This window comes from uncultured Chitinophaga sp. (assembly GCF_902168175.1).
GTDB lineage: Bacteria > Bacteroidota > Bacteroidia > Chitinophagales > Chitinophagaceae > Chitinophaga.
The window spans coordinates 58,830-79,925 of sequence record NZ_CABHOU010000067.1 but is presented as its reverse complement, the minus strand read 5'-3'; the positions used below and the strand labels follow the sequence as shown (position 1 = coordinate 79,925).

Annotated in this window: 17 protein-coding genes; 10 read left to right on the top strand and 7 right to left on the bottom strand. The window is 46.3% G+C overall.

The features are described 5' to 3' along the window. From QZT80_RS14140 to QZT80_RS14105, 8 genes are all read left to right on the top strand, one after another. Positions 1-1,838: TonB-dependent receptor (locus tag QZT80_RS14140; RefSeq protein ID WP_295122952.1), on the top strand; the 1,838-nt coding region annotated here is incomplete at its 5' end. Further along, positions 1,825-3,321, top strand: coding sequence for a RagB/SusD family nutrient uptake outer membrane protein (locus QZT80_RS14135; protein WP_295122949.1), 1,497 nt, complete (start codon positions 1,825-1,827; stop codon positions 3,319-3,321). The genes QZT80_RS14140 and QZT80_RS14135, both read left to right, overlap by 14 nt. Before the next feature lie 267 nt (positions 3,322-3,588). Then, on the top strand, positions 3,589-5,883 hold the full coding sequence (locus QZT80_RS14130; protein ID WP_295122947.1) for a metallophosphoesterase: 2,295 nt from the start codon (positions 3,589-3,591) through the stop codon (positions 5,881-5,883). A gap of 111 nt (positions 5,884-5,994) precedes the next feature. Then, the gene (locus QZT80_RS14125) at positions 5,995-6,315 is read left to right on the top strand and encodes a hypothetical protein (RefSeq protein ID WP_295122944.1); all 321 of its coding nucleotides are present in this window, start codon (positions 5,995-5,997) and stop codon (positions 6,313-6,315) included. A gap of 66 nt (positions 6,316-6,381) precedes the next feature. Beyond that, positions 6,382-7,563, top strand: coding sequence for a DUF4221 family protein (locus QZT80_RS14120; RefSeq protein ID WP_295122941.1), 1,182 nt, complete (start codon positions 6,382-6,384; stop codon positions 7,561-7,563). Positions 7,564-7,602: 39 nt separating this feature from the next. After that, positions 7,603-7,929, top strand: a complete 327-nt coding sequence (locus QZT80_RS14115) for a hypothetical protein (RefSeq protein WP_295122938.1) — start codon at positions 7,603-7,605, stop codon at positions 7,927-7,929. Positions 7,930-8,326: 397 nt separating this feature from the next. Further along, positions 8,327-8,587 carry a hypothetical protein gene (locus tag QZT80_RS14110; RefSeq protein WP_295122935.1) on the top strand — a complete coding sequence of 87 codons (261 nt, stop codon included), beginning with the start codon at positions 8,327-8,329 and terminating at the stop codon, positions 8,585-8,587. Positions 8,588-8,596: 9 nt separating this feature from the next. After that, a complete protein-coding gene (locus tag QZT80_RS14105; RefSeq protein WP_295122932.1) occupies positions 8,597-9,238 on the top strand; it encodes a hypothetical protein in 642 nt (213 codons plus the stop codon). Here QZT80_RS14105 and QZT80_RS14100 read toward each other — a convergent pair. From QZT80_RS14100 to QZT80_RS14080, 5 genes are all read right to left on the bottom strand, one after another. Then, positions 9,233-11,353, bottom strand: a complete 2,121-nt coding sequence (locus QZT80_RS14100) for a lanthionine synthetase LanC family protein (protein WP_295122930.1) — start codon at positions 11,351-11,353, stop codon at positions 9,233-9,235. The genes QZT80_RS14105 and QZT80_RS14100 overlap by 6 nt on opposite strands. Next, positions 11,350-11,604: an HTH domain-containing protein gene (locus QZT80_RS14095; protein WP_295122927.1), complete on the bottom strand. Its 255-nt coding sequence runs from the start codon at positions 11,602-11,604 to the stop codon at positions 11,350-11,352. Before QZT80_RS14095 ends, QZT80_RS14100 begins: the two co-directional genes overlap by 4 nt. A 322-nt stretch (positions 11,605-11,926) precedes the next feature. Continuing rightward, positions 11,927-12,907, bottom strand: coding sequence for an AraC family transcriptional regulator (locus QZT80_RS14090; protein ID WP_295122924.1), 981 nt, complete (start codon positions 12,905-12,907; stop codon positions 11,927-11,929). A gap of 75 nt (positions 12,908-12,982) precedes the next feature. After that, positions 12,983-13,171 (bottom strand): hypothetical protein, encoded by a 189-nt coding sequence (locus QZT80_RS14085; protein ID WP_295122922.1) that lies wholly within the window; start codon positions 13,169-13,171, stop codon positions 12,983-12,985. A gap of 31 nt (positions 13,172-13,202) precedes the next feature. Further along, the gene (locus tag QZT80_RS14080; protein WP_295122919.1) at positions 13,203-13,583 is read right to left on the bottom strand and encodes a helix-turn-helix domain-containing protein; all 381 of its coding nucleotides are present in this window, start codon (positions 13,581-13,583) and stop codon (positions 13,203-13,205) included. A gap of 218 nt (positions 13,584-13,801) precedes the next feature. On the opposite strand from QZT80_RS14080, the gene QZT80_RS14075 reads away from it, so the two are divergent. Further along, positions 13,802-14,401, top strand: coding sequence for an NAD(P)H-dependent oxidoreductase (locus QZT80_RS14075; protein WP_295122916.1), 600 nt, complete (start codon positions 13,802-13,804; stop codon positions 14,399-14,401). Between the two features lie 206 nt (positions 14,402-14,607). Here QZT80_RS14075 and QZT80_RS14070 read toward each other — a convergent pair whose 3' ends face one another. Further along, entirely contained in the window at positions 14,608-17,157 is a 2,550-nt protein-coding gene (locus QZT80_RS14070; RefSeq protein WP_295122913.1) for a T9SS type A sorting domain-containing protein, read from the bottom strand. A 185-nt stretch (positions 17,158-17,342) separates the two neighbouring features. Next, positions 17,343-18,446 carry an epoxide hydrolase family protein gene (locus tag QZT80_RS14065; RefSeq protein WP_295122910.1) on the bottom strand — a complete coding sequence of 368 codons (1,104 nt, stop codon included), beginning with the start codon at positions 18,444-18,446 and terminating at the stop codon, positions 17,343-17,345. A gap of 142 nt (positions 18,447-18,588) precedes the next feature. On the opposite strand from QZT80_RS14065, the gene uvrA reads away from it, so the two are divergent. Beyond that, positions 18,589-21,087: an excinuclease ABC subunit UvrA gene (gene uvrA / locus QZT80_RS14060; protein ID WP_295122907.1), complete on the top strand. Its 2,499-nt coding sequence runs from the start codon at positions 18,589-18,591 to the stop codon at positions 21,085-21,087. Positions 21,088-21,096 lie beyond the last annotated feature (9 nt).

The following is a 21,096-nucleotide window of genomic DNA, read 5'->3' as shown; positions in this document are numbered from 1 at the left end:
TTCTGGGGTTTGGGGCAGCCAGCATACTTTCTCCACTAAATCCGATCAGGGACGTTAATGGAAATTATGTGCTTAACTATGCGCAAGGAACCAATGGTTCGCGCCCGGTTGCAAACACCGTTGCTGCTAACGAGTACAACAAAAACAACATTACTTCCTATCGGGCAGTTAATACTCTTCGGGCAGACCTAAAGTTCCTTAAATACTTTAACCTCTCCTCCACCCTGGGCTTCGATTTTCTGTTCTCCGAAACCTACAGGAAATCAGATCCGCGTTTACAATTCGGTGAATCCAATAGTTACGGGTTAATTTCAGAATACAGTGTAAAACGAGCTAACCTGATTTCCACCAACGCAATCAATTTCAGCAAAACGTTCTCAGACATCCATTCGCTATCGGCATTAGTTGCACAGGAAGCGCAGATTATTACAGGTAAGAATGTTTATATACAGGCTACTGGCACTTCCGCTACCCTGCCCTACTACGATGAATTGAACAGCCCTGGATATACAAATACCGCTGCCGTTACTACAAAAGACAAAACGACCTTACTTTCTCAATTTGGGCAAGTGCAATACGCACTAAAAAACAAGTATTTCCTCTCAGGCAGCTACCGAAGAGATGGATCTTCATTATTTGGTACGCACCAGCAGTGGGCCGATTACTGGTCAGCTGGCGCAGGATGGATCGTATCTGAAGAGAAATTTATGCGCAGCCTCGAACGCCAGCTTACTTACCTGAAGCTAAGAGGAAGTTTCGGTATTGCAGGCAACTCCGCGAACGTGAGCGTCCTGTCGAAATATGATCTATTAAGGCAGGAGCTACTAAATGGCCAACTCGCAGTAATTCCTGCAGAGCAACCTGGCAATCCGGAGATAAAATGGGAATCGACTTTCAGCTGGAACTTTGGAATTGATGCAAGATTATGGCAGGACCGGCTCGAGCTGACATTAGATTTATATAAAAAATATACAAAGAACCTTATTTACGCTACCAACCTCCCGGCGCATTCGGGCTATGTGAAAGTTGCTGATAACATTGGCGACATGAACAACAACGGCTTCGAACTAAATCTAAGAGGGCACATTATCAGAAGTAAAAATTTTACCTGGAGTGCAATCGCCATGTGGAGTACCAATAAAAACGTGCTGGTTAAAGCCTACGTACCACTTGAAAAAACACAGGCAGAAAGCATCTCCAACGAAGAAGGACGCAACTACAACAGCTATTACATGCCTGTATGGATGGGCGTAAACACTGAAACCGGGCTCCCACAATGGAAGGACAGCACCGGAAAACCAACATCGATATATGCCAGCGCGAAAAAAGAATTTGTTGGCAAACCGCAGCCTGATGGCTTTGCCAGCTTATTGAATACGGTTTCATGGAAGGGCATCGAATTAAATGTACAACTGTATTATCAGTATGGATTCGATATATATGATTCACAATTAAGCGTTTCACTTTCTGATGGAGTTTATCCTTATATGAACAGCCCGAAATCCGCACTCAACAGGTGGCAACAGCCGGGTGACGTAGCAGCAAACCCAGTGAGAAAACTAAACAATACAAATAATGGAAACTTTCCCTCGACACGTTTCCTGTCTAAAGGAGACTATCTTCGGCTTCAACAGATTGGCCTTGCCTATAGCTTGCCCTCCGATATTGTACGCAGACTCAAATTATCCTCTCTAAAGTTATATGCACAAGGCTTTAACATCCACCAATGGTCACTGAACAAGGAAGTGAATCCGGATAACGCCACGGCCAGCGGAAGAATATCATTCTCTTACCCACAAGCACAATCTTATTCTTTAGGAATAAATGCAAACTTTTAACAGCACTGCTATGAAGCTAACTATATTAAAACAAACGTTCTTACTTCTTACTATTGTAACTACCGGGATCCATTGCGGGAAAGACTTCCTTAATAACCCGACCAAGAACATCCTGCTACGGCAGGAATATGTAAAAGACCTACCGTCTTGCCAGGCTTTCCTGAACGGCATATATCTCCAATTCTATTCATCCTTCAGTCACTATAAAACGGCATACCCGGAAGTAATAGCGGACAACCTGAAACCAGAAACGGGGTTTGGCGCGCTCATGTCCATATACTCATGGGACCAGCAGGCACTAGAGGAAAATGGAGCCATTCCGATACTTGGCCTTGCTTCTGTAAACATGAATGCAATATACCAGTCTGATTACCTTTTGATACGGTCATGTAACCTGTTGATCAACGCCGTTGGAAAGTTTCGTGATGAAAATCCATCTCGCGTGGATGATATGCAGGGGCAGGCATTACTTATAAGATCAATGGCCTATTTCCAACTCGTAAATACGTTCTCGCAGGCTTACAATTTCACACCAGGCGGATCTCATCCGGGCGTAGCCATCCTAACATCCGATGACTGGACTATAGCGATAAACGGCCGGGCTTCTGTTGCCGAGGTCTACGAAGAAATGATCAAAGACCTGCAGGGGGCCATTACTTTGCTGCCAGCAACAACAGAAAGCCTTCTACTACCGTCGAAGCTAACTGCGCAAGCACTCCTGGCCAGAATCTACCTTTTTAAAGGCGACTTCATGAATGCCAAGAATACTGCCGCTGCTGTTATTATTCAAAAGCCGCTGCTGACAGTAAAAAATGGGTATCCAAACAATATATTCAAATCTTTATCGCCACAGCAAACAGAAACAATTTTCCAGATGTTACCGCGTAAGCTTTTATCCAACGACAATGGAACACTTCAGTCAGGATACTACCTCGGCGAATATCTCCGCGATACGAAAAAATACTTTACCGCTACTTCAGATCTAACGGACCTGCTAACCGCCCGTAAAAATGATGTGAGGACTCAATGGATAACAAAAACAAATAATTCCAATGATGTCACCAAATTCCCCACAGGCATTTTTGCACCAAGCGGATCAGAATCTACTCAATATTACCAGAGTATTATTCGCAGTTCGGAACTGTACCTCACTGCCGCAGAATCGTTCGCTCAATTGAGCATGGAAGACAGTGCCAGGCACTATCTATATCTTATCAGAAAACGCGCAGATAGTACGATAACTTTTCCCGCCGCTGTAGGTCCGCAGCTGCTCGACTCTATAAAAATAGAACGAAGAAAAGAACTGGCCTTTGAAGGATTGCGGCTATATGACCTACAGCGCTGGAAACAGGGAATTGAAAGATCAGACCCATTATCACCGAACGTAAAATCATTACCATATCCTAGTGAAAAATCAATTGCCCCAATACCGAAAATGGATACGAAATTTCACGGGGTAACACAAAATCCCGGTTACAAATAAAATTTTCGCTCCAACTGGCATAAGCAAATATTTAACCTTATTCCCCGACCTATAGCTTAGGCCGGGGACCTTTCTTAAACATAAAACTGTCAAATGAAAGCGTATCTTATCCGACTGCTGTGTTGCGCCATCTCCCTTTTTATTACTTCCCGGTTAGCAGCTAACGAAGGAAAGGCAGGAATGATCATTGTATCCATAAAACTGCCCTCCAGTGTTAAGGATGACTCCGTCGCCATTGAATTCAGGAAGCAGGGCGCATATAAACCCATGTACCCATACACCATTCTGAAAAGTAGAAACATCAACGGAACCGCAGAATTCAGGATTAGTGCACAATCGAACCTCCATTTACTATTCCCGACCCTTACAAGACAGGGATTTCCCGCCTTTATCCTTTCTCCTGGCGATGCAGTAGATATCGATGCCCGTAATAAAAACCTGCAGGTTTGCGGAAAGGGAAGCGAAAAACTTAACCCGATCCAATACATTACTCGAAGAATTCAACTGCTACAAATGCCAGGGAAAAAGAGACAGTTTACACTTGAAAACTTCTTTCTCATGAGTAATTATTTCGACAGCTCGAATATAATAATTGAAGAAGAACTCGCATTGGCTTCAGACCAAATCCCACCTAACATACTCCACCAGATAAAAGCCGATCTTATCAGCGACAATGAAGATAACCGCGGTTATTATTTCGAGCTTACCCGTCGCCAGCCTCAGTATAAAGACCAAATGTCGATGTTCTGTAAAATTTACGACTCCATTATTGTTAACAAACAATGGAAATGGCTTTGTTCATTAACGGAGGACGCCGGCATTACAGACTTCTATTTCGGTGCCATAAAAGCCCAGATACGCAGAAATCACGACTATATATTCGAGGTATCCAGCCCGTTGGTGGACCTGGGTATAGTACGCCGGAAACAATATTACGAGGAAGCATTAAGGATGTTCAGTGGAAAAATACTGGCAAACGTGATGTACACGATCGTGGGCCGCGAGGGATTTCATCACTATGGTTTTATCCCCGAAATGAACCAACTGTTGTATCGTTTCTACCAATCCGGTGAATTTGACGCCGAAGCCAAACGCAACATGCAGATATATGAAAAGAAGGAAAGAATGGCCAGAGCAGTTGGAAATAAGTCAACAAAAATTCCATCATTGGAAAGAGCCGACCGGCAGAGTGGTAAAACTATCATTCAACCAGACGACTTAAAAGGAAAAATCACCCTACTGCATTTTTATGACCCCCAAACGCCAAATCGGGATCTGCTCTCTATACCTGCCGCACGCTTCAGGAACGTTCCCAATTCATTCGTAGCCAATGTAGCCGTAAAATCGCCTGCCCTAAACGACCAATTATTGCCTGCCACCTGGCACTTTAAGGAATCATGCGCAGACTCGATATTGGCTGCAGAATACGGAATTCCCAGCCTCCCTGTCATCTGTCTTTATGATAGTTACGGCTCACTATTAAAAGCCTATAGCCCTACAGATGAGCGTGTAGAAGGCTACGTACTGGCAAACGCGATCACGGAACAGTTACAATACATGAACGATGGCCCATACGTACTCTTAGAGGGTGACAGAAGGACGATAATCACGTTTGAGCAGGGGCAACCTACAGAAAGCACACTCCCAAAAACCGCGGATTACAAATTCTCCGTTAATACGGACGTTCCTGGTGCTACGTTCTGTGTAACCCTCGCCGACTCCTTGCGAATTCCACCTTCAGTTTACCCCGCCCAGGAAAATGTACTGGTACTTTCGGACCTCGAAGGTAACTTCAAAGCATTGAGGCAACTGCTGCAACGTAATAACATTATAGATGATAATTTTAAGTGGACCTTTGGAAACGGACACCTGGTAATACTGGGCGATATGTTTGACAGAGGACAGCAGGTAACCGAATGCCTCTGGCTCATATATGCGCTGGAGCGTGCGGCCGCCACTCAAGGCGGCGCCGTACATTTCTTACTGGGAAACCACGAGATAATGAATCTAACCGGAAACCTCAGGTACCAGGCTACAAAATATAAAAGGAACATGACCCTGTTAAAACGAACATATGATCAAATCTATTCAACAAACAGTGAATTGGGGAAATGGCTCAGAACAAAAAATATCATAGAACAAATAGGTAAATCACTGTTTACTCATGGTGGTATTAGCCCCGAGGTTAGCTGGCTTGGTTTAAATGTGGAAAGCATCAACTCCAGGGTCCGGGATTTTCTTAATAATCAAGGCATTGTTGATACAATTACACTATCACTGACGGATACGCACTCATCTCCCTTTTGGTACCGGGGTTTTTACTCCCCTTCCGATGAAAATAAAATCATCGCTAACCTCGAGCTCGCACTGAAATCATTTAATGTCCATCAAATTATCACCGGGCACACAATTGTCGAAGAAATAACGGCGTTCCATAATGGACGGTTGTTCAATACCGACACTCATCATGCCAAAGGTCTCTCAGAAGGATTATTGATAACCGATAACATTTTCTACCGTGTTTCCGGCAACGGCAGACGTCAAAAAATTTGGCCGGAATAACAAAATCTGACAATACTGAACATTTTATACAGTGCATGAATATATTTTCGTAGTGAATATTCGATGGCCATTGAAAAAAATATATTTCACAAACCAAAAAAAGTATTTATTATGAAAAGGTATTCATTTCTTAGCCTGGCGCTGGTAGGCGCCGCAGGCATCACTGCCGCATTTGCTCCTTCTAAAAGTGCAGAAGCAAAAGAAGCCGCCCAGGAAAGCGCAGTAGGCCGTTTAACCGCATCTACCGGCACTGCTGCCGGCGCTGAAACCTGCGTAAACGACGGTCAGGGTTTAAACTGCACATGGACAGCTACGGCTGTTGGTTCCGCAGCTGGATCTGCTACTACAGGTGCAGGTACCCCTAACGCTGGTGAAACTTCGTTAACTAATGGAGAAGTTCAGGATACAGTCGGTGCTACTACCATCCGATAAATAAAAAACTGTTGGCTAGCGCATAAGTTAGCCAACAGTCTTTTTAACACTTCATCTCAATCTGTTATGCCCATTTCCTATCGCAATTATATAGCATATCTCCTGCTGATTTGTTTCTTCGCATGCCGCCCCAAAACACAGACCGGTACGAGCAACTATGTGTACCTTCCTCCCGACTACAGCCAAGAATCCATTTTACTAACAAATGATACGATTCACTTTCTCCTGGATAGTAATACTTACAACAAAATCACATCCCAAAATATCTTTTACAGCAAGAACACTGCTTACATGGCCATATATGATGAGCTTTCCGAATCACTTAACATATACTCATTCACTAGCCAAACATTAAAGAAGCGGCTGGTCGTTAAAGATCTGCTACCCACTAAACAAAAAAGGAAAATCAATGCCTATGTGGTAAACTTCGACAGCATACTGGTCATAAACAACAAGACTTTATACCTGATGGACTCTTCCGGGCATATTAAGTCGTCCATCAAAGCTCCCAAAACAATGCCTGATGCATGGGTAGACATCGAAAATACCACCCCGCCGCTAATAAAAAACGGGCATATTTATACTACCATCAGCCCTTTCGTCAAGCAAACCTCATTCGAAGATCTTACCAAATGGAAAGTGATATGTGACTTTGATCTTAAAAGTAAAAAGGTGAATCTTTTATATAACCTGCCGGAAATATACCATCAAAACTTATATGGATATCATTTCCTTGAGTATAGCCACTGCATCAACACCAAAGGCAATCTCGTATTTAGTTTTCCGGCCGACACTACGATTTACGAAACAGATCTTAATCAGCTGAATAATGCTTATTATGGGAAAAGCAGGTTTCAAACCAGGCAAATCGCCCCGGTAGATAGGGACAGTATTGAAAAATTTGATGTAGGCTTCAAGGAATACCTGAGAAGAGATTCATATAGCTCCATCTATTACGACGCCTACCACCACCGGTATCTAAGAATCGTAAGATCAGGAATGGATCCACAGTTATATATTAACGAAACTCCCCGCAGCCAGCGGCTAATCATCTTTAACGAGCAGTTTAAAATAGTTGGAGAGTCGCCGATCGATGCATCTGTAAAGTTAAAAATGCTATTTGTCGGGCCCGATGGGCATTTGTATGCAAGAGTCAAAACACGTGACGAAACCGCTATCAACTACATAAAAATGTCTTATCAGACCTCCGAAACGGCCAGAGCGAATGTCAAAACAACTGTTCCATGAAGACTACAGCATTAATTTCCTAACCAAAATGTATTTGTTATGAAAAAAATTCCATTTCTCAGATTTGCCCTTACGTATGCTGCAGGCATCACGGCAGTCTTTGCTACTGCCAGAAATACAGAAGCCGAGGACGGCGCCATTGAAAGCGCAGTTGGTCGTTTAACGGTATCAACAGGTACATTTGGCGGCGATGTGACATGCGTAAATGAATGGCAAGGTGTAATGTGTACATTTACCGCAACTGCTTTTAACTCTTTCCCAGGTGCTGGCTCTGCTACTACAGGAATGGGATCTCCTAATCATGGCCCAACGTCAGATACGTTTAATATCCCCGGATACACATATGGTGGAACTACTATCCACTAGTAAACGATCGGCTAATGCATATACCAGCGTATCGTGCAGACAACATGTAGTTTCGACCTACCACTATTCTTGCCACAACAGGCGCCTTCGAATTGCACAATAGCTGTCTGAACCAAACCAGATCAGCGCCCAAAATAACACTATGAGAAATATCGCATTATACGTATTAAGCCTGTTAATATTCTCCTGCTCTCAACCATCAAAGCAGGAGAAAACGCCGCCTCCTCAAATAGACTCAACCTCCGCAAAACAAGCGTTTTCTTCCATTAAGAGGATCGCCGGCAACGCGATATCATCAAGTACGGACTCCATCCACCTTCTAATCCTGCCGTTAGAAGCCAGCTGCCCGTCCTGCAGAGAGAAAACTATAGACAGCATTCTTAAACACTACCAAAGTATGCCGCCGAATCACCTGGTGATTATATCAGCACCAGCGGGCAGGCGGTCGATGTCGAGCTATTTTAAAGAACGAAATGGGCGACTTCCTGAACAGACGTCGATTATACTGGATACTACTAACCTAGCTACAAGGCTTAACCTGCATGAAAACAATCCTACTATATACACGATTTACGGTGATCGTGTAACATATAAGAAGCCGGCGTTGCCTGCCACGGTAAAAGCTGATCTTCATCATTTCTTTTCACCCGATATTTAATGAACTGCCATGTCTAAAAATGCAAAAATAGCCATCTACGAGCCGGGGGACGATGATAGCAGGAAGCACTTTTCGCTTCGTATAAAAGCGACCTTACGGCAGGAAGAACGGTTCTTTATGAGCCCCAGGCAGATATTTGTTGTTCACCTGGAAGACAATAACTTCCAGTCCCTGGCGCAACTACTTTTAAAGGCCGGTATTATAGACGCACGTTATAAATGGTTATTTGACCAGGGGCACCTGGTTATTCTCGGGGGACTGGCAGCTTCGGCCGAATGCCTCTGGTTGATATATGCCATTGAAGACCGCGCCAAGAGAAAAGGTGGATATGTTCACTATCTGAGAGGAAAAGAGGACTTTAACCAAAGCACGACGTGGCGGCATTCTCCGCTCAATTATGCTTTTGACTACATGCTCAACAAAAAAACATATAGCCTGCTTTACGATGGGAACAACGAATTACACCGATGGCTCCTTACCAAAAACAACATAGTAAAAATCGGAGATGTGCTCTTTACTACCGAACATCTTGAAAGAAAACAAATCCCTTCCAGGAAAACTATTACCCCTGTTTACATGGTAGGAAAAAAGGCGCTGATGATATCTTCAGGCGAAATTAAAAAGATAAAAGAAAAGCAAAGCATCTTATAGATACATAGGGCCGGGTATTTTGCCATCACCTGCATATCTCATAAGAAAATGCAATATACCCGTGTTGCCTACCATAATATTCGCGACAGGTTCACTTTCATGCTCTACCAGCCAATAAGGCGTTCCATCCTCCTTCTCCATTCGTAAATGCATCAGTGTTTGCGCAATCCCAGCGGCCCGTTCTCTCCATTCATTTTCCCTTAGTATTGAAAAAGCTTCCAGGTAAACTTCACCTAAACCCGCCAGGCCATCCGCCTGAGAAAAGCTGTTGTAAAATATATGGTTGGACGGATAACGCAAAGCACCCCTGGCTACATCTGCATAAAAATGGTTCCCGGTTACAGTATAGGCTTTAAGCATACAAAGTGCAACACCTGCCACGCCCTCATTCCAAGCCACACCCAGTTCCTTCCCAGTTTGCGACAACCAATGAATAGTCTTCCCTCGTTTTGCATGCGCAACAAGCCAATCCACTCCCTTGAGCGCCCCCTTCTCTACCTCCTTATCTTTATACATCACTGAATAATGCAATAAAAAGTAAAGGATGCCGGACATACCACTTCCAAATCCTCTTATCACCCTGTTTTTGCGACTGCCTGTCGCCATATTCCACGAACCATCGGGCGCCTGGGTAGCGAGCAATTTTGTTACATACAGCTTTAAGCGTGGTGCAATTTCCTTTTCGCCTTGCAAGTTTAGGCAGTAAACATTAGCAATACCCTGTCCCGCCATTCCGTAAGCGACACCAAGTATCGTTGTTTCTATCCCTAGTAATTGCGAGATCCATTTGACATGACGATCTTCGTAAGGTATAATACCGGCCTTTATGCTTTCACAGAGACACGCGGCAATACCATCCGCGCCGAAATGCAAACCAGGTTCTGGCCTTTTAGAACGATTTATATATTTAGCCTCGATCAGGTTTAATGCTATTTCTACCCCATTAGTGGCAGAAGTGATATCATAGTCCATCGTTTTCGCCCTGGACAAGAAGTAAAGAATCCCGGCAACGCCCCTGTTGTAACTTGCATACCAGCTCTTCCTAAATTTTGTCTTACTGGCTCTATCGAGCTTCATATTCTCTGCAAACCATCCTTTATCCTGGTCACAAAATAATGGCGAACCCAGGGCCTCAATGCCCTTTTGCACCATTTCAGTAATTTCCTGGCGAGGATATACATAACTCTCCGGCTGAGGAACTCGTTTATCACCCAAACACCCCTGCACCACACTCCTTATCTCCGAAAGAGATGGCCTCATTAACCGCTCCCGTTCGAAGCAGCGGGAAATAACGTCAGCCAGGGCAACATCACCCAGCAAGTATTTGACCCTCCGTTTTACATTTTCATCTAATACACCGGTAATTTTATAGGGAGAAATACCAGTTAACAAATGCAGAATAACCGCACCCACGGCGTATATATCTTCCTTTACTGTTGGATTTTCTGTAGCCAGTTGCTCTGGCGACATATAACCTTGTGTACCCAAGGTAAAGGGTGGTGAAGGATGATTGCTACTTAACGAGTAACTTAATTCCATATCAATAATCGCCACTTTACCGAAGGGCATTAACAAGAAGTTGTTAACGGTTACATCGCGATGGACTACTTTGTTAGCGTGCATTGTTTGCAACAGTTCAATTACCTGGAGAATATACTTCAAGATTCGTCGCGCCTTTTTCGTGCCGGCGGCCAATTCATTCCACATATCTGTTTGGCCCTTGCAAATCTTCGATAAAGGCTTGCCCCGTAAATACTCTATCACAAGGTAATAGTTACCGTTTTCCTCGAAGCTGCCTAACAGCTTAGGTATCCTTACCTTCCCCTGCAATTCCTTATGCAATTTCTCCTGCCACAACAACCTATCCTTAATATCCCTCCCCTCCCTATCCTTCGAATCCCCATACGTCCCCTCCTTAATCACACAAAACCCAAACTTCGTCAACCCCTTAATATAAAAACACTTCACCACATCATTCTTCTGACTTTCCTTCAGGCTCTTCACAATAATGTAATTATACCCAATGCGCCGCCCGGCCTTCTTCTCAGACTTCTTTAAAGGCGCATCTTCTACGGCTACAGATTGCTCCTGCGCGACTACTGTTTCTTCTTTCATAAAATGTGATTTTCTGGTTTCTTCTTAAACGCAAACGAAATCTTAAAATACCCTTCCTCATCATAATAGTAACTCTGCCTCGAGAAAGAGAACTTAATGGGTGCGCCGAAGTCTTTCATCAGGTTGATGTACTTGTATACACAGCGTTCGGATATGCCGATCCTGGTCGCGAGGCGCGATGGAGTACCGGTGGCTTTGGTTTGGATAAGCTGGTCGATGCGTTGTAAACGCTGCAATGTTTCAGTTGTCATAGTGCAAATAAGTATGTTATTAAGTGATCCTGGCTACAAGGGAGCAATAGTACTTTGTACCGGCATGCGCTACCGGCGGTAATAATGATTAACAAAAAAGAGTCAGTTCGCGGCACATTGCTGCGATTACTGAAAAAGGGCTATCAGTTGCTGTAAATGAGGTTATACGAGGTACTTCTTACTGTGTCTTCACTTCAGTTACGGGTCAAAACGGTCAGCTTCACTTATGCCAACAACACTTACGGCATGTTATGTAAAGGTTATTTTTTTTCTGCAATCTGTTATTATCATTAAAGGGTAAATTACTTTCCGCAGAGGGTGCTTAACTGCCACTATTTCGCGCCTCTGAAAGGGTAATGCCGAAACGCTGTTTGAATGCGCGATTAAGGTTATTGGGTTCGAGGTATCCCAGCTCGGCTGCTATTTCGCTATAAGGCAATTGTGAGGTAGCGGCCATGTTAAAGGCTAACAACATACGCTGTTCATGTACATATAGCTTTACTGAAACACCGGTAAGAGTTTTAAAGGAACGGGCCAGGGTTTTATAATATACACGATGACGCTGGGCCAGTTTGGTTATACTATAGGGGCGCGAAGGATCGGCTTTAATCTGCCGGGCAAAGTCTACTACGATCTCTTTATGTGGCACTTCTGGCAGCAGTTCGAATTCAGTGGCTTCGCGTATCGACTTCCTGTATAAATTAAGCAGGGTGGTGATGTGGGCTTTAAACTCTACGGGAAGTTCCTGCGGACTATCCTCTGCTTTCATTATATAATTAATGGTCTCGTTCACTTTGGTATCCATATAGGCCAGGGGCAATATGGCCGCCTGTTCTGCACCCTGTTCCAGCAGTTGCGTGAGGCTACCTACATCGGCCATGCTTTCGGCCATTTCATTCAGGTAACTATCGGCTATGGATATATGGAAGAGCGCATATTCACCTGCTTCCAGCCGTAATTCACCGGGACCGGCGGGGATATATGACAAGGCCCATCGACGTGCGGGCAGTTTAATGCTGCCATAACCTTTGAGAAACACCTGGCTGTCACCCTTCAGCATAAACTGTAACGCGATGGTGCCCTTTTCTAAGCTGGGATAAACAGTAACCGGCGTGTGAATATTAAACTGGTAATGATACAGCTGGAAGTTTTTATAGGAGTATGTCTGGCTGAGCATATTGCCAAACGTAAACCGGCGATAACTTATAGCAGCCCATGCAGCTACCGCGCTGCGAAGGTATTCAGGAAGCAGTATTTCGGCTCCCTGCTCTGCAGAAGGATGCAGGCCGGCAAGGATGATCATTGGCAATCGTGTTTGTAATCTTAATCAGTTCAAGTTCAAACTAACAGCTGCGTTCGCGGTGCAGTGACATTAAGCCTATGTTAAGTTTACATTACCAATTACTCCAGTCTGCGCTGCTTCCTGGCGGATACATGCTTCGAGTGTGATGACTCCCTTAACCTGCGTTACACCTTGCGGATCGGGTTGTGTTTTGCCATCAATTACGGCGACCGTCATCTCTACAAAATTCTTTACGTCATCGCGCGAGAAGCCGTATTCCTGCAAGGTGGAGCTACACTGATTGCGTGGTATCCCGTTACTGTTGGTCCGCCAGCGACTGCTTAATACGCTCGCGGTGCATAGCGCCCCAACCGTTGAGACTGGCGAGTACGTCTTTCAGGGTCAGACTGTAATCCGTAAGAATATATTCGGCCACGAAGGGCTTTTGGGCAGAAAGACGACGTTCCACGAGACCGCATAGCTCGAGGTCTTTCAGTTCATTAGATAACACCCGGGCTGATATGCCTTTGACTGCACGCTGCAGTTCGTTGAAACGATGACTGCCATCGCTGAGTGTGGCAATTATACGCAGTTTCCATTTGCCGCCTATTACATAAAGGGCATCGTCTATGGCATTAAGGCTCCGCTTACACTCATGCGCCTCCAGACGTATTTCTGTATAATAATTACTGATCATTGCTGCATATATTTTACTAACCAAATTGTTACTGCTAACCTATTACTCACTATGTGTTTTCTTTAGGCAGATGTGAATACTTTTGTACAGTAAACATCACCGGTACTCCCGGTTATTCACATACAAATTTACTGCTTAATGGCATACCAGGCCGCTAACCTAAAGGTAACCACTTTGGGAAGGTAACTTCTTTGCCGTAAAACTTAAAAAATCAAAACATGAAAAGGATACTTCAGGTAACCACTAGCCCCCGCGGCGAAGCTTCTTACAGCAACCAGCTGGGAAATGCTATAGTACAGGAACTGCTTACTGCCCACCCCGGCAGTACGACAGAAACGCTGGACCTTTCGCAGCAGCAATACCCACACCTGGGTGTGCCGCAACTCGTTTCATTCTTCACGCCACCTGAGGCCAAAACAGAAGAGCATCATGCCGCGTCCAGGCATTCCGACGATGCCGTTGCCTCATTGTTGGCAGCGGATATACTGGTGATATGTACACCGTTGTACAACTTCAATATCCCATCTTCACTGAAAGCCTGGCTCGACCATATTGTACGATCTGGCATTACATTCAGATATGGCGCTACTGGTGCAGAAGGACTGGTCAAAGGAAAAAAGGTTTATATATCGCTGGCTTCAGGCGGCATATTCTCCGAAGGCCCATACGTAGAGTATGACTTCGTATCCTCATACCTCAAAGCGGTTTTCGGCTTCATCGGCATAACGGATATAACTATACTGAGGGTGGAAGGAACGGCTATTCCCGGCGTGCAGGACCAGGCGTTAGAGAAAGCGGTGCAGCGGATTGCTGTTTAGATGGAAGTGCGGTATATACACGGCAAGGTCTAAACGGTGTATACACCGCCCCCTTTAGAATGATTCAGTACAGATAGAACGATGTATACACCGCAACCTCTTAGAATGATGCAGTACAGATAAAACGGTGTATACACCGCAAAATCAAAACACAATGCACGGCATAAAATAAGCCGGTAAGCGCTCACTTACCGGCTTTCTAAATCTTACATCTTCACCACCGCCGCTACGGCCGTCGTTTTATTCAACGCAACATCAAACACCTTCAGATAATATATCCCTTTCTTCAACGTCGCATTCGGTGTTATCACTACTGTCGTCTGGTTATTGACAAGTCCGGTGTACACCACATTACCCTGCAAATCGTGCAGCGAATAAGTATAACGCTTCGCCGCATTCAACCCCTTCACCGTAAACTGTGTGGTAAACGGATTCGGATAAGCTGTCAGTATCTCTACATCTTTCAGTTTGTCGGCTATTTCTTCTAAACGCCCGCCACCGGATGGGCAGCTAACCGTTCTAAAGCTTGCCGTCGTACTGATCGAGTCAAGCGGATGCCTGAATGTTACTTTCAATGTATGTGTACCTGCTGTCGGATAAATAGTAAAGGTACTATCTGCACCTACGGGCAATATGGTGGTGCCATCCAGCAGCACGGTAACAGTGGTGCGCCATTTCACCGGCGGGTAGTTCGTGATCTTTATCACATCTGCTGTTACGGTATCGCAATAGCTGCTGTCCAGCCCGGCCAGTTTGGGCGGAGCGGTAAGGTTGGGGTGAGTCATCAGGGTGATGGCTGCCTGGTTACTCCACACATTACCATTGTAACCGGCCCAACGTATTGTATCGGCACCAATCACATTCTGATAAGGTACATAACGCAGGCCCTCAAGTTCGCTGCGCTTCAGCACCTGCCCTGTTATACCTACCTGCGAGCCATTGGGATGCACCAGTATGCCCCAGGTGGGCAGGCGGGTAATCTTCACTTCCATCAGTTGGCCCGGACCGTATTCGGGGCCGGAGAAATGACTGGTGAAATCTTTCAGGCTAAAGCGGCCCGACTGGTTGATGAGCAGTGGTTTTGTAAATGGAATGGCCTCGGCGCCGTACGCGGTATCAAGCGAGAGCTTGTAAAGTGTATTGGCAAGGGAGCCATACCATTCGCCATTAATGTCATATGTACTTAAGTCAAGTTCGGTAACGGTTTTAGACGGGCCGTTCACCGGGTAATAAACGAGCTTGCCGGTATTGGTGGAAGGCCATGGATCTTCCCAAAGTAATACGTCGCCCTGGGCATTTACACCACGAATGTAGCCTAGTACGTCAGACCCGAACTTACTTTCCTTGGTCAGCCGTTTCAATAATTTTAAGGTATCGCCAGGCGATTTACGATAGAACCAGGTTTCTGACAGGTAGGAAGACTGGTGTCGCGTAAACACGAGGTGATGGTTCTTTAAACGGATCCGCTCTGCCAAATAGGGAACGACTAATTCCGGATAGTCGCCAGACATCACGAAACGTGTATTACTTGTATCGGTGTGCAGGAACAAGCCTGAAACTTTATATGGCGAAATGCCAAAATAAGCGATATCATCACTATCACTATCAAGATAGGGAAACTGTGCAAGCGGACCGTCGTCAGACACGACCAGGCTGGTAGTTCCGTTATTATAACGATAGATACTGGCACCCACTATATAATCTACACGCCCGGTGCTGTCTACATCCGCATGCGTAACCCCTTTTTCCAGGAAGATCTTTGTTTGCGCCGCCTGGTCGTGCAGGAACAATGAATCGCCAATTGTGCTTATCCATACTGCGTATTTGCCGGTTACATTCACACGTTTTACGCCTGTTTGAAGCGGAGTTAATTGTGCGCTCCACCACTCAAACAGCGTCAGGTCGCCTGTACTTCCGGAAGTCACATACCTTCCCGTAAAGTACGCCCCCTGTGGAGTTACCCACGCACGTTTGAGCTGCTGCTGTGCAGTACTCAGTTCAATGTTACCTGGAATAAGCGTTTCGCTGCCGCCTGGCACATCATACAAATAATTCGTGGGGTTGTACGCACCAAAATCTGCCGGCTTTGCCGCAAACACTTTACCATAGTTATAATCCTGGATATTGCGATAGGGCGGCAATGTAATTACCGATTCGAGTCCGGGATTAATGTTAACACTGTAAGATGCAGTAGCAAAGCCCTGCTGCCCCGCGGAGTCTATCGCATACACATTAAGGGGTGCTTCTTCCGCGGAAGCATCAAATACAGTATCGATACTGGCGCTGTTAAACGTGTAGGTACGGGTTCGGAAACGCACTTCCATCCTGTTTACCGGGCCATTGTCCACAGCATATGCCTTTACCCTGAGTAGCGGCCGCGCCACCGTCTCACTTACCGGCAACTCCAGCACTACCTGTGGCGGGGTGTCGCGTATGATGTTAATCACCGTATCGAGCTGGTTCTGCAGCGCATCGGTAGCTATAATATGGAGCTGCAGCGGGCCAACCGGCAATGCACTGAGGTTAAAGTCGCCAAAGAAATAAGCCAGTTGAGAGATGTTCATCGTTACTTCCTGCGAATTAATACTGGCCTTTACGGATGTGATGGCACCGGCGGACGAAGCTGCATATCCTTCCACAAAAACCTTGTTATTCAGTAACTGGTTTGGCTTGGGAACCAGCATGGAAATACGGACCTGCGCGATGGCGGCGTGCATACCTAAAATAAGTAGCAAACAAACGTAGAATTGTTTCATAGACGAAAGTTAATCTGGGTGTTGGAAATGTCTTAAGCAGGTGCAGGGCTAAGCAGAACGGTATCAGATTACTGGTTGTAGTAGTAACAAAAGTAAGGGGTTTGGGAGGATATAAAAGATACTTGAATAAGTAAAAAGCCCCGCATTGCTGCAGGGCTTCGATATCGATTGGGAAAGGACATTTTTTAAAGCCTGAAGTTCAGATAATCATCGAAAAACTCACGTGCTTCCCGCACCCACAGTTCCGGCTCTTCCCAGGGGGCAAAGTGACCACCTTTAGGCAACACGGTGTAACGTTGCAGGTTCACTTTCCGTTCGGCCCATTCGCGCGGCACCTGTGCATCGGTAGGAAAAACGGCTACTGCGGTGGGAGCCGCTACTCTTTGTTCTTCTATATTCGCTTTTGCACGCACATAATAAGAGCGGATGGAGCTGTTGATCGTTTGCGTTACCCAGTAAATCATGATATTGGTAAGCAATTCATCTTTCGTAAAACAACTCTCTATGTTACCCCTGCAATCGCTCCACACATAAAACTTCTCGATTACCCACGATGCAAGTCCAACGGGCGAATCGTTTAATGCATATCCAAGCGTTTGTGGTTTGGTAGCATGTTCCATCGAATAGGCCCCTTCTTTCATGATCCACTCCTGTATCTGTTTGCTATAAGTTTTCTCTGCCTCGCTCAGTGTGTCGGGATCTTCTGTACCGTTGGGAAATCCTGCATCTGTAATAAATATTGCCTTTACATTATTAGGATATAAATTAGCCATGGTGCGTGTAAGCGGCCCTCCGAGATCGCCGCCTGCCGCGAAGAAGCTGTTATAACCCAGCGCGCCCATCAGCTTCACCCATATATCTGCTGTTTCCTGGTCGTTAAGCGCTACCTTATCGGAAAAGCCGAAACCCGGCAACGATGGCACTATCAGGTCGAAGCCTGCTTCAGCCAGTAGCGGTATTACTTTATGAAAACGGTAATAACTGTCGGGCCAGCCATGTGTAAGAATTAATGGTTTGTTGCCTGTTGTTTTTACATGCACAAAATGGATGTTTACACCTTCGATATCTGCCATGAACTGCGGATACGTATTTAGTATGGCCTCGTGCGCACGCCAGTCATAACTCTCCAGCCAATAATCTGCCAGCTCGCGAAGATACTGTGGATTGGTACCATACTTCCAGCCTGCAGCACGTGGTTCATCGGTCCAACGGGTGTGTTTTAACCGGTATTGTAAATCATCTATGTCTGCCTGGGGAATGTCTATTCTAAATGGCTTAACCTGGTACATGATTCCGTTTTTTAAGTTGAATAAGTAGTATGGGGCGTAGGACAACTACTGTCAGGGTACAAATTTTATGCTAACCACAATATGAGGAACTGACAATTGTTCATCCGCTACTGCCGGGGCATAATCTTTGAGGCCCACGATTATGCAGCAATCACTTAAGCCCGGGTTTGTGCAGGTAAAAGGCGCCCGGGAACACAATCTGAAGAATGTTTACCTGGAAATCCCCAGGGACGCACTGGTTGTATTTACAGGCGTTTCGGGCTCCGGAAAATCATCACTCGCGTTCGGCACGCTGTACGCGGAGGCGCAGCGCCGTTACCTCGAATCGGTATCGCCATACGCCCGTCGTTTATTCCATCAAATGGCCGTTCCTGAAGTAGATGAAATTGACGGACTGCCACCGGCCGTTGCATTACAGCAACAAAGAGGCGCGCCCACCACCCGCTCTTCCGTAGGCAGTGTTACCACCCTTTCTAACCTGCTGCGCATGTTGTACTCCCGCGCCGGCGATTATCCCAAAGGGCAGCCGATCATTTATGCGGAGGCTTTTTCGCCTAACACACCCGAAGGCGCCTGCACGCAGTGCCACGGCCTGGGCCGCATTTATGATGTGACGGAAAAAAGTATGGTACCGGATAATACGCTCACCATCCGCGAACGCGCGGTAGCCGCATGGCCTACTGCCTGGCACGGACAAAACCTCCGCGATATACTCATCACCATGGGCCACGATGTGGATACGCCCTGGAAAGACCTTCCTAAGAAACTTCGCGACTGGATCCTGTTCACGGATGAACAACCTGTAGTGCCGGTGTACCCCGGTTATACGCAGGAAGAAGTGAAGCGGGCTATCAAACGTAAAGAGGAGCCTAATTACATGGGCACGTTTACCAGCGCCAAACGCCATGTAATGCACACGTTCGCCAATACACAAAGTCCGCTGATGAAGAAGAGGGCGCAACAGTATATGCTTAGCAGCGAGTGCCCTTTGTGTAACGGTAAACGGCTTAAGCGGGAATCACTGTCGGTGAAGTTTGCGGGATATGATATTGCCGAAATAGCCGCCCTGCCACTGGCGCGACTACACGACATCCTGGCGCCTTATGCAAAAGGGGATATCAAAAAAGATCCCGCACATCCTGAAAAAGCATTGGTGGCGCAACGTATAGGCGAAGATGTGGCCGCGAGAATTAATGTACTGCTCAAACTGGGACTGGGTTATCTTTCCCTGGAAAGAAGCACGCCTACTCTCTCGCCCGGCGAACTGCAACGCCTGCGCCTGGCCACACAGGTACGTTCTAACCTTTTCGGTGTGGTGTATGTATTAGATGAGCCCTCCGCCGGTTTGCATCCTGCCGACACGGAAGCTTTGCTGGAAGCGCTAGATGGACTCAAAGCCGCGGGTAATTCGTTATTCGTTGTAGAACACGACCTGGATGTGGTCAGGCATGCCGACTGGATCGTAGACGTAGGCCCCGCCGCCGGTGAAAAAGGCGGAGAAATATTATACAGTGGCCCGCCCGCAGGCCTGGTAAATATTCAATCATCCATCACCAAAACATACCTGTTCCGGGAAATAGCTTTAACGCCGTCGGCTTTAAGAAAACCTACAGGCTGGCTGCAACTTAAAGGTGTAAGCCGCAACAACCTGCATAACCTCGATGTGGCCTTTCCGCTCGGTGTATTCACCACCGTTACAGGCGTTTCCGGTTCTGGTAAATCGAGCCTGGTTAGCCAGGTACTCATTGAGTTGGTGGCGGCTCATTTAGGCCATGTAACGCAGGAAGAAGAGCCACCCGACCTGATGGAGCAACGGCCGGTAACGCTTGGCGGCAGCATCACCAAGGGCATGGAAAATATCAAACGACTGGTGCAGGTAGATCAAAAGCCGATAGGCCGTACGCCGCGTTCTAACCTGGCCACCTACACCGGCCTGTTCGATCACGTACGTAAGCTGTTTGCCGCTACGCCTATGGCCCGCTCGCGTAAATACGATGCGGGACGGTTCTCGTTCAACATTGCCAAAGGTCGCTGCAAACACTGTGAGGGCGAGGGTTTCGTAATGGTGGAACTGCTGTTCCTGCCCAGTGTTTATTCGCCCTGCCCCACCTGCCAGGGTAAACGTTATAACGATAAAACGCTCGAAGTAAAATACAAGGATAAGAACATTGCGGAGGTGCTGAATATGACGGTGGATACCGCCCGTGCCTTTTTCCGGGACGATGCTTCTGTTCATCGCTCGCTCACGGTATTAAGTGAAGTGGGACTCGGTTATTTACGTTTGGGTCAGCCCGCCACGGAGCTTTCCGGCGGCGAGGCGCAGCGTATTAAACTGGCCACGGAACTGCAGCGTGTAGGCAAAGGCAACACGCTTTATATTCTCGACGAACCAACTACGGGCCTGCATCCGTCGGACACAGACAAGCTGGTTATTCAGCTCAACGGACTTGTAAATGCCGGTAACACGGTGATCGTGGTGGAACATAACATGCGCGTAGTGGCAGGCAGCGACTGGGTGATGGACATTGGCCCTGGTGCGGGTGAAAAAGGTGGTAACCTGGTGGCGCAGGGCACGCCGTACGAAGTGGTGAAAAACAAACAAAGTAAAACAGCGCCTCATTTGGCGAAGTATATTAAATAATGTGAAACC

What these genes read in the sequence shown, in the direction of transcription:
- QZT80_RS14135 (WP_295122949.1), top strand. Translation starts at nt 1,825, where the DNA reads ATGCAAACTTTTAACAGCACTGCTATGAAGCTAACTATATTAAAACAA.
- QZT80_RS14130 (WP_295122947.1), top strand. Translation starts at nt 3,589, where the DNA reads ATGTACCCATACACCATTCTGAAAAGTAGAAACATCAACGGAACCGCA.
- QZT80_RS14125 (WP_295122944.1), top strand. Translation starts at nt 5,995, where the DNA reads ATGAAAAGGTATTCATTTCTTAGCCTGGCGCTGGTAGGCGCCGCAGGC.
- QZT80_RS14120 (WP_295122941.1), top strand. Translation starts at nt 6,382, where the DNA reads ATGCCCATTTCCTATCGCAATTATATAGCATATCTCCTGCTGATTTGT.
- QZT80_RS14115 (WP_295122938.1), top strand. Translation starts at nt 7,603, where the DNA reads ATGAAAAAAATTCCATTTCTCAGATTTGCCCTTACGTATGCTGCAGGC.
- QZT80_RS14110 (WP_295122935.1), top strand. Translation starts at nt 8,327, where the DNA reads ATGCCGCCGAATCACCTGGTGATTATATCAGCACCAGCGGGCAGGCGG.
- QZT80_RS14105 (WP_295122932.1), top strand. Translation starts at nt 8,597, where the DNA reads ATGTCTAAAAATGCAAAAATAGCCATCTACGAGCCGGGGGACGATGAT.
- QZT80_RS14100 (WP_295122930.1), bottom strand. Translation starts at nt 11,353, where the DNA reads ATGAAAGAAGAAACAGTAGTCGCGCAGGAGCAATCTGTAGCCGTAGAA.
- QZT80_RS14095 (WP_295122927.1), bottom strand. Translation starts at nt 11,604, where the DNA reads ATGACAACTGAAACATTGCAGCGTTTACAACGCATCGACCAGCTTATC.
- QZT80_RS14090 (WP_295122924.1), bottom strand. Translation starts at nt 12,907, where the DNA reads ATGATCATCCTTGCCGGCCTGCATCCTTCTGCAGAGCAGGGAGCCGAA.
- QZT80_RS14080 (WP_295122919.1), bottom strand. Translation starts at nt 13,583, where the DNA reads ATGATCAGTAATTATTATACAGAAATACGTCTGGAGGCGCATGAGTGT.
- QZT80_RS14075 (WP_295122916.1), top strand. Translation starts at nt 13,802, where the DNA reads ATGAAAAGGATACTTCAGGTAACCACTAGCCCCCGCGGCGAAGCTTCT.
- QZT80_RS14070 (WP_295122913.1), bottom strand. Translation starts at nt 17,157, where the DNA reads ATGAAACAATTCTACGTTTGTTTGCTACTTATTTTAGGTATGCACGCC.
- QZT80_RS14065 (WP_295122910.1), bottom strand. Translation starts at nt 18,446, where the DNA reads ATGTACCAGGTTAAGCCATTTAGAATAGACATTCCCCAGGCAGACATA.
- uvrA (WP_295122907.1), top strand. Translation starts at nt 18,589, where the DNA reads ATGCAGCAATCACTTAAGCCCGGGTTTGTGCAGGTAAAAGGCGCCCGG.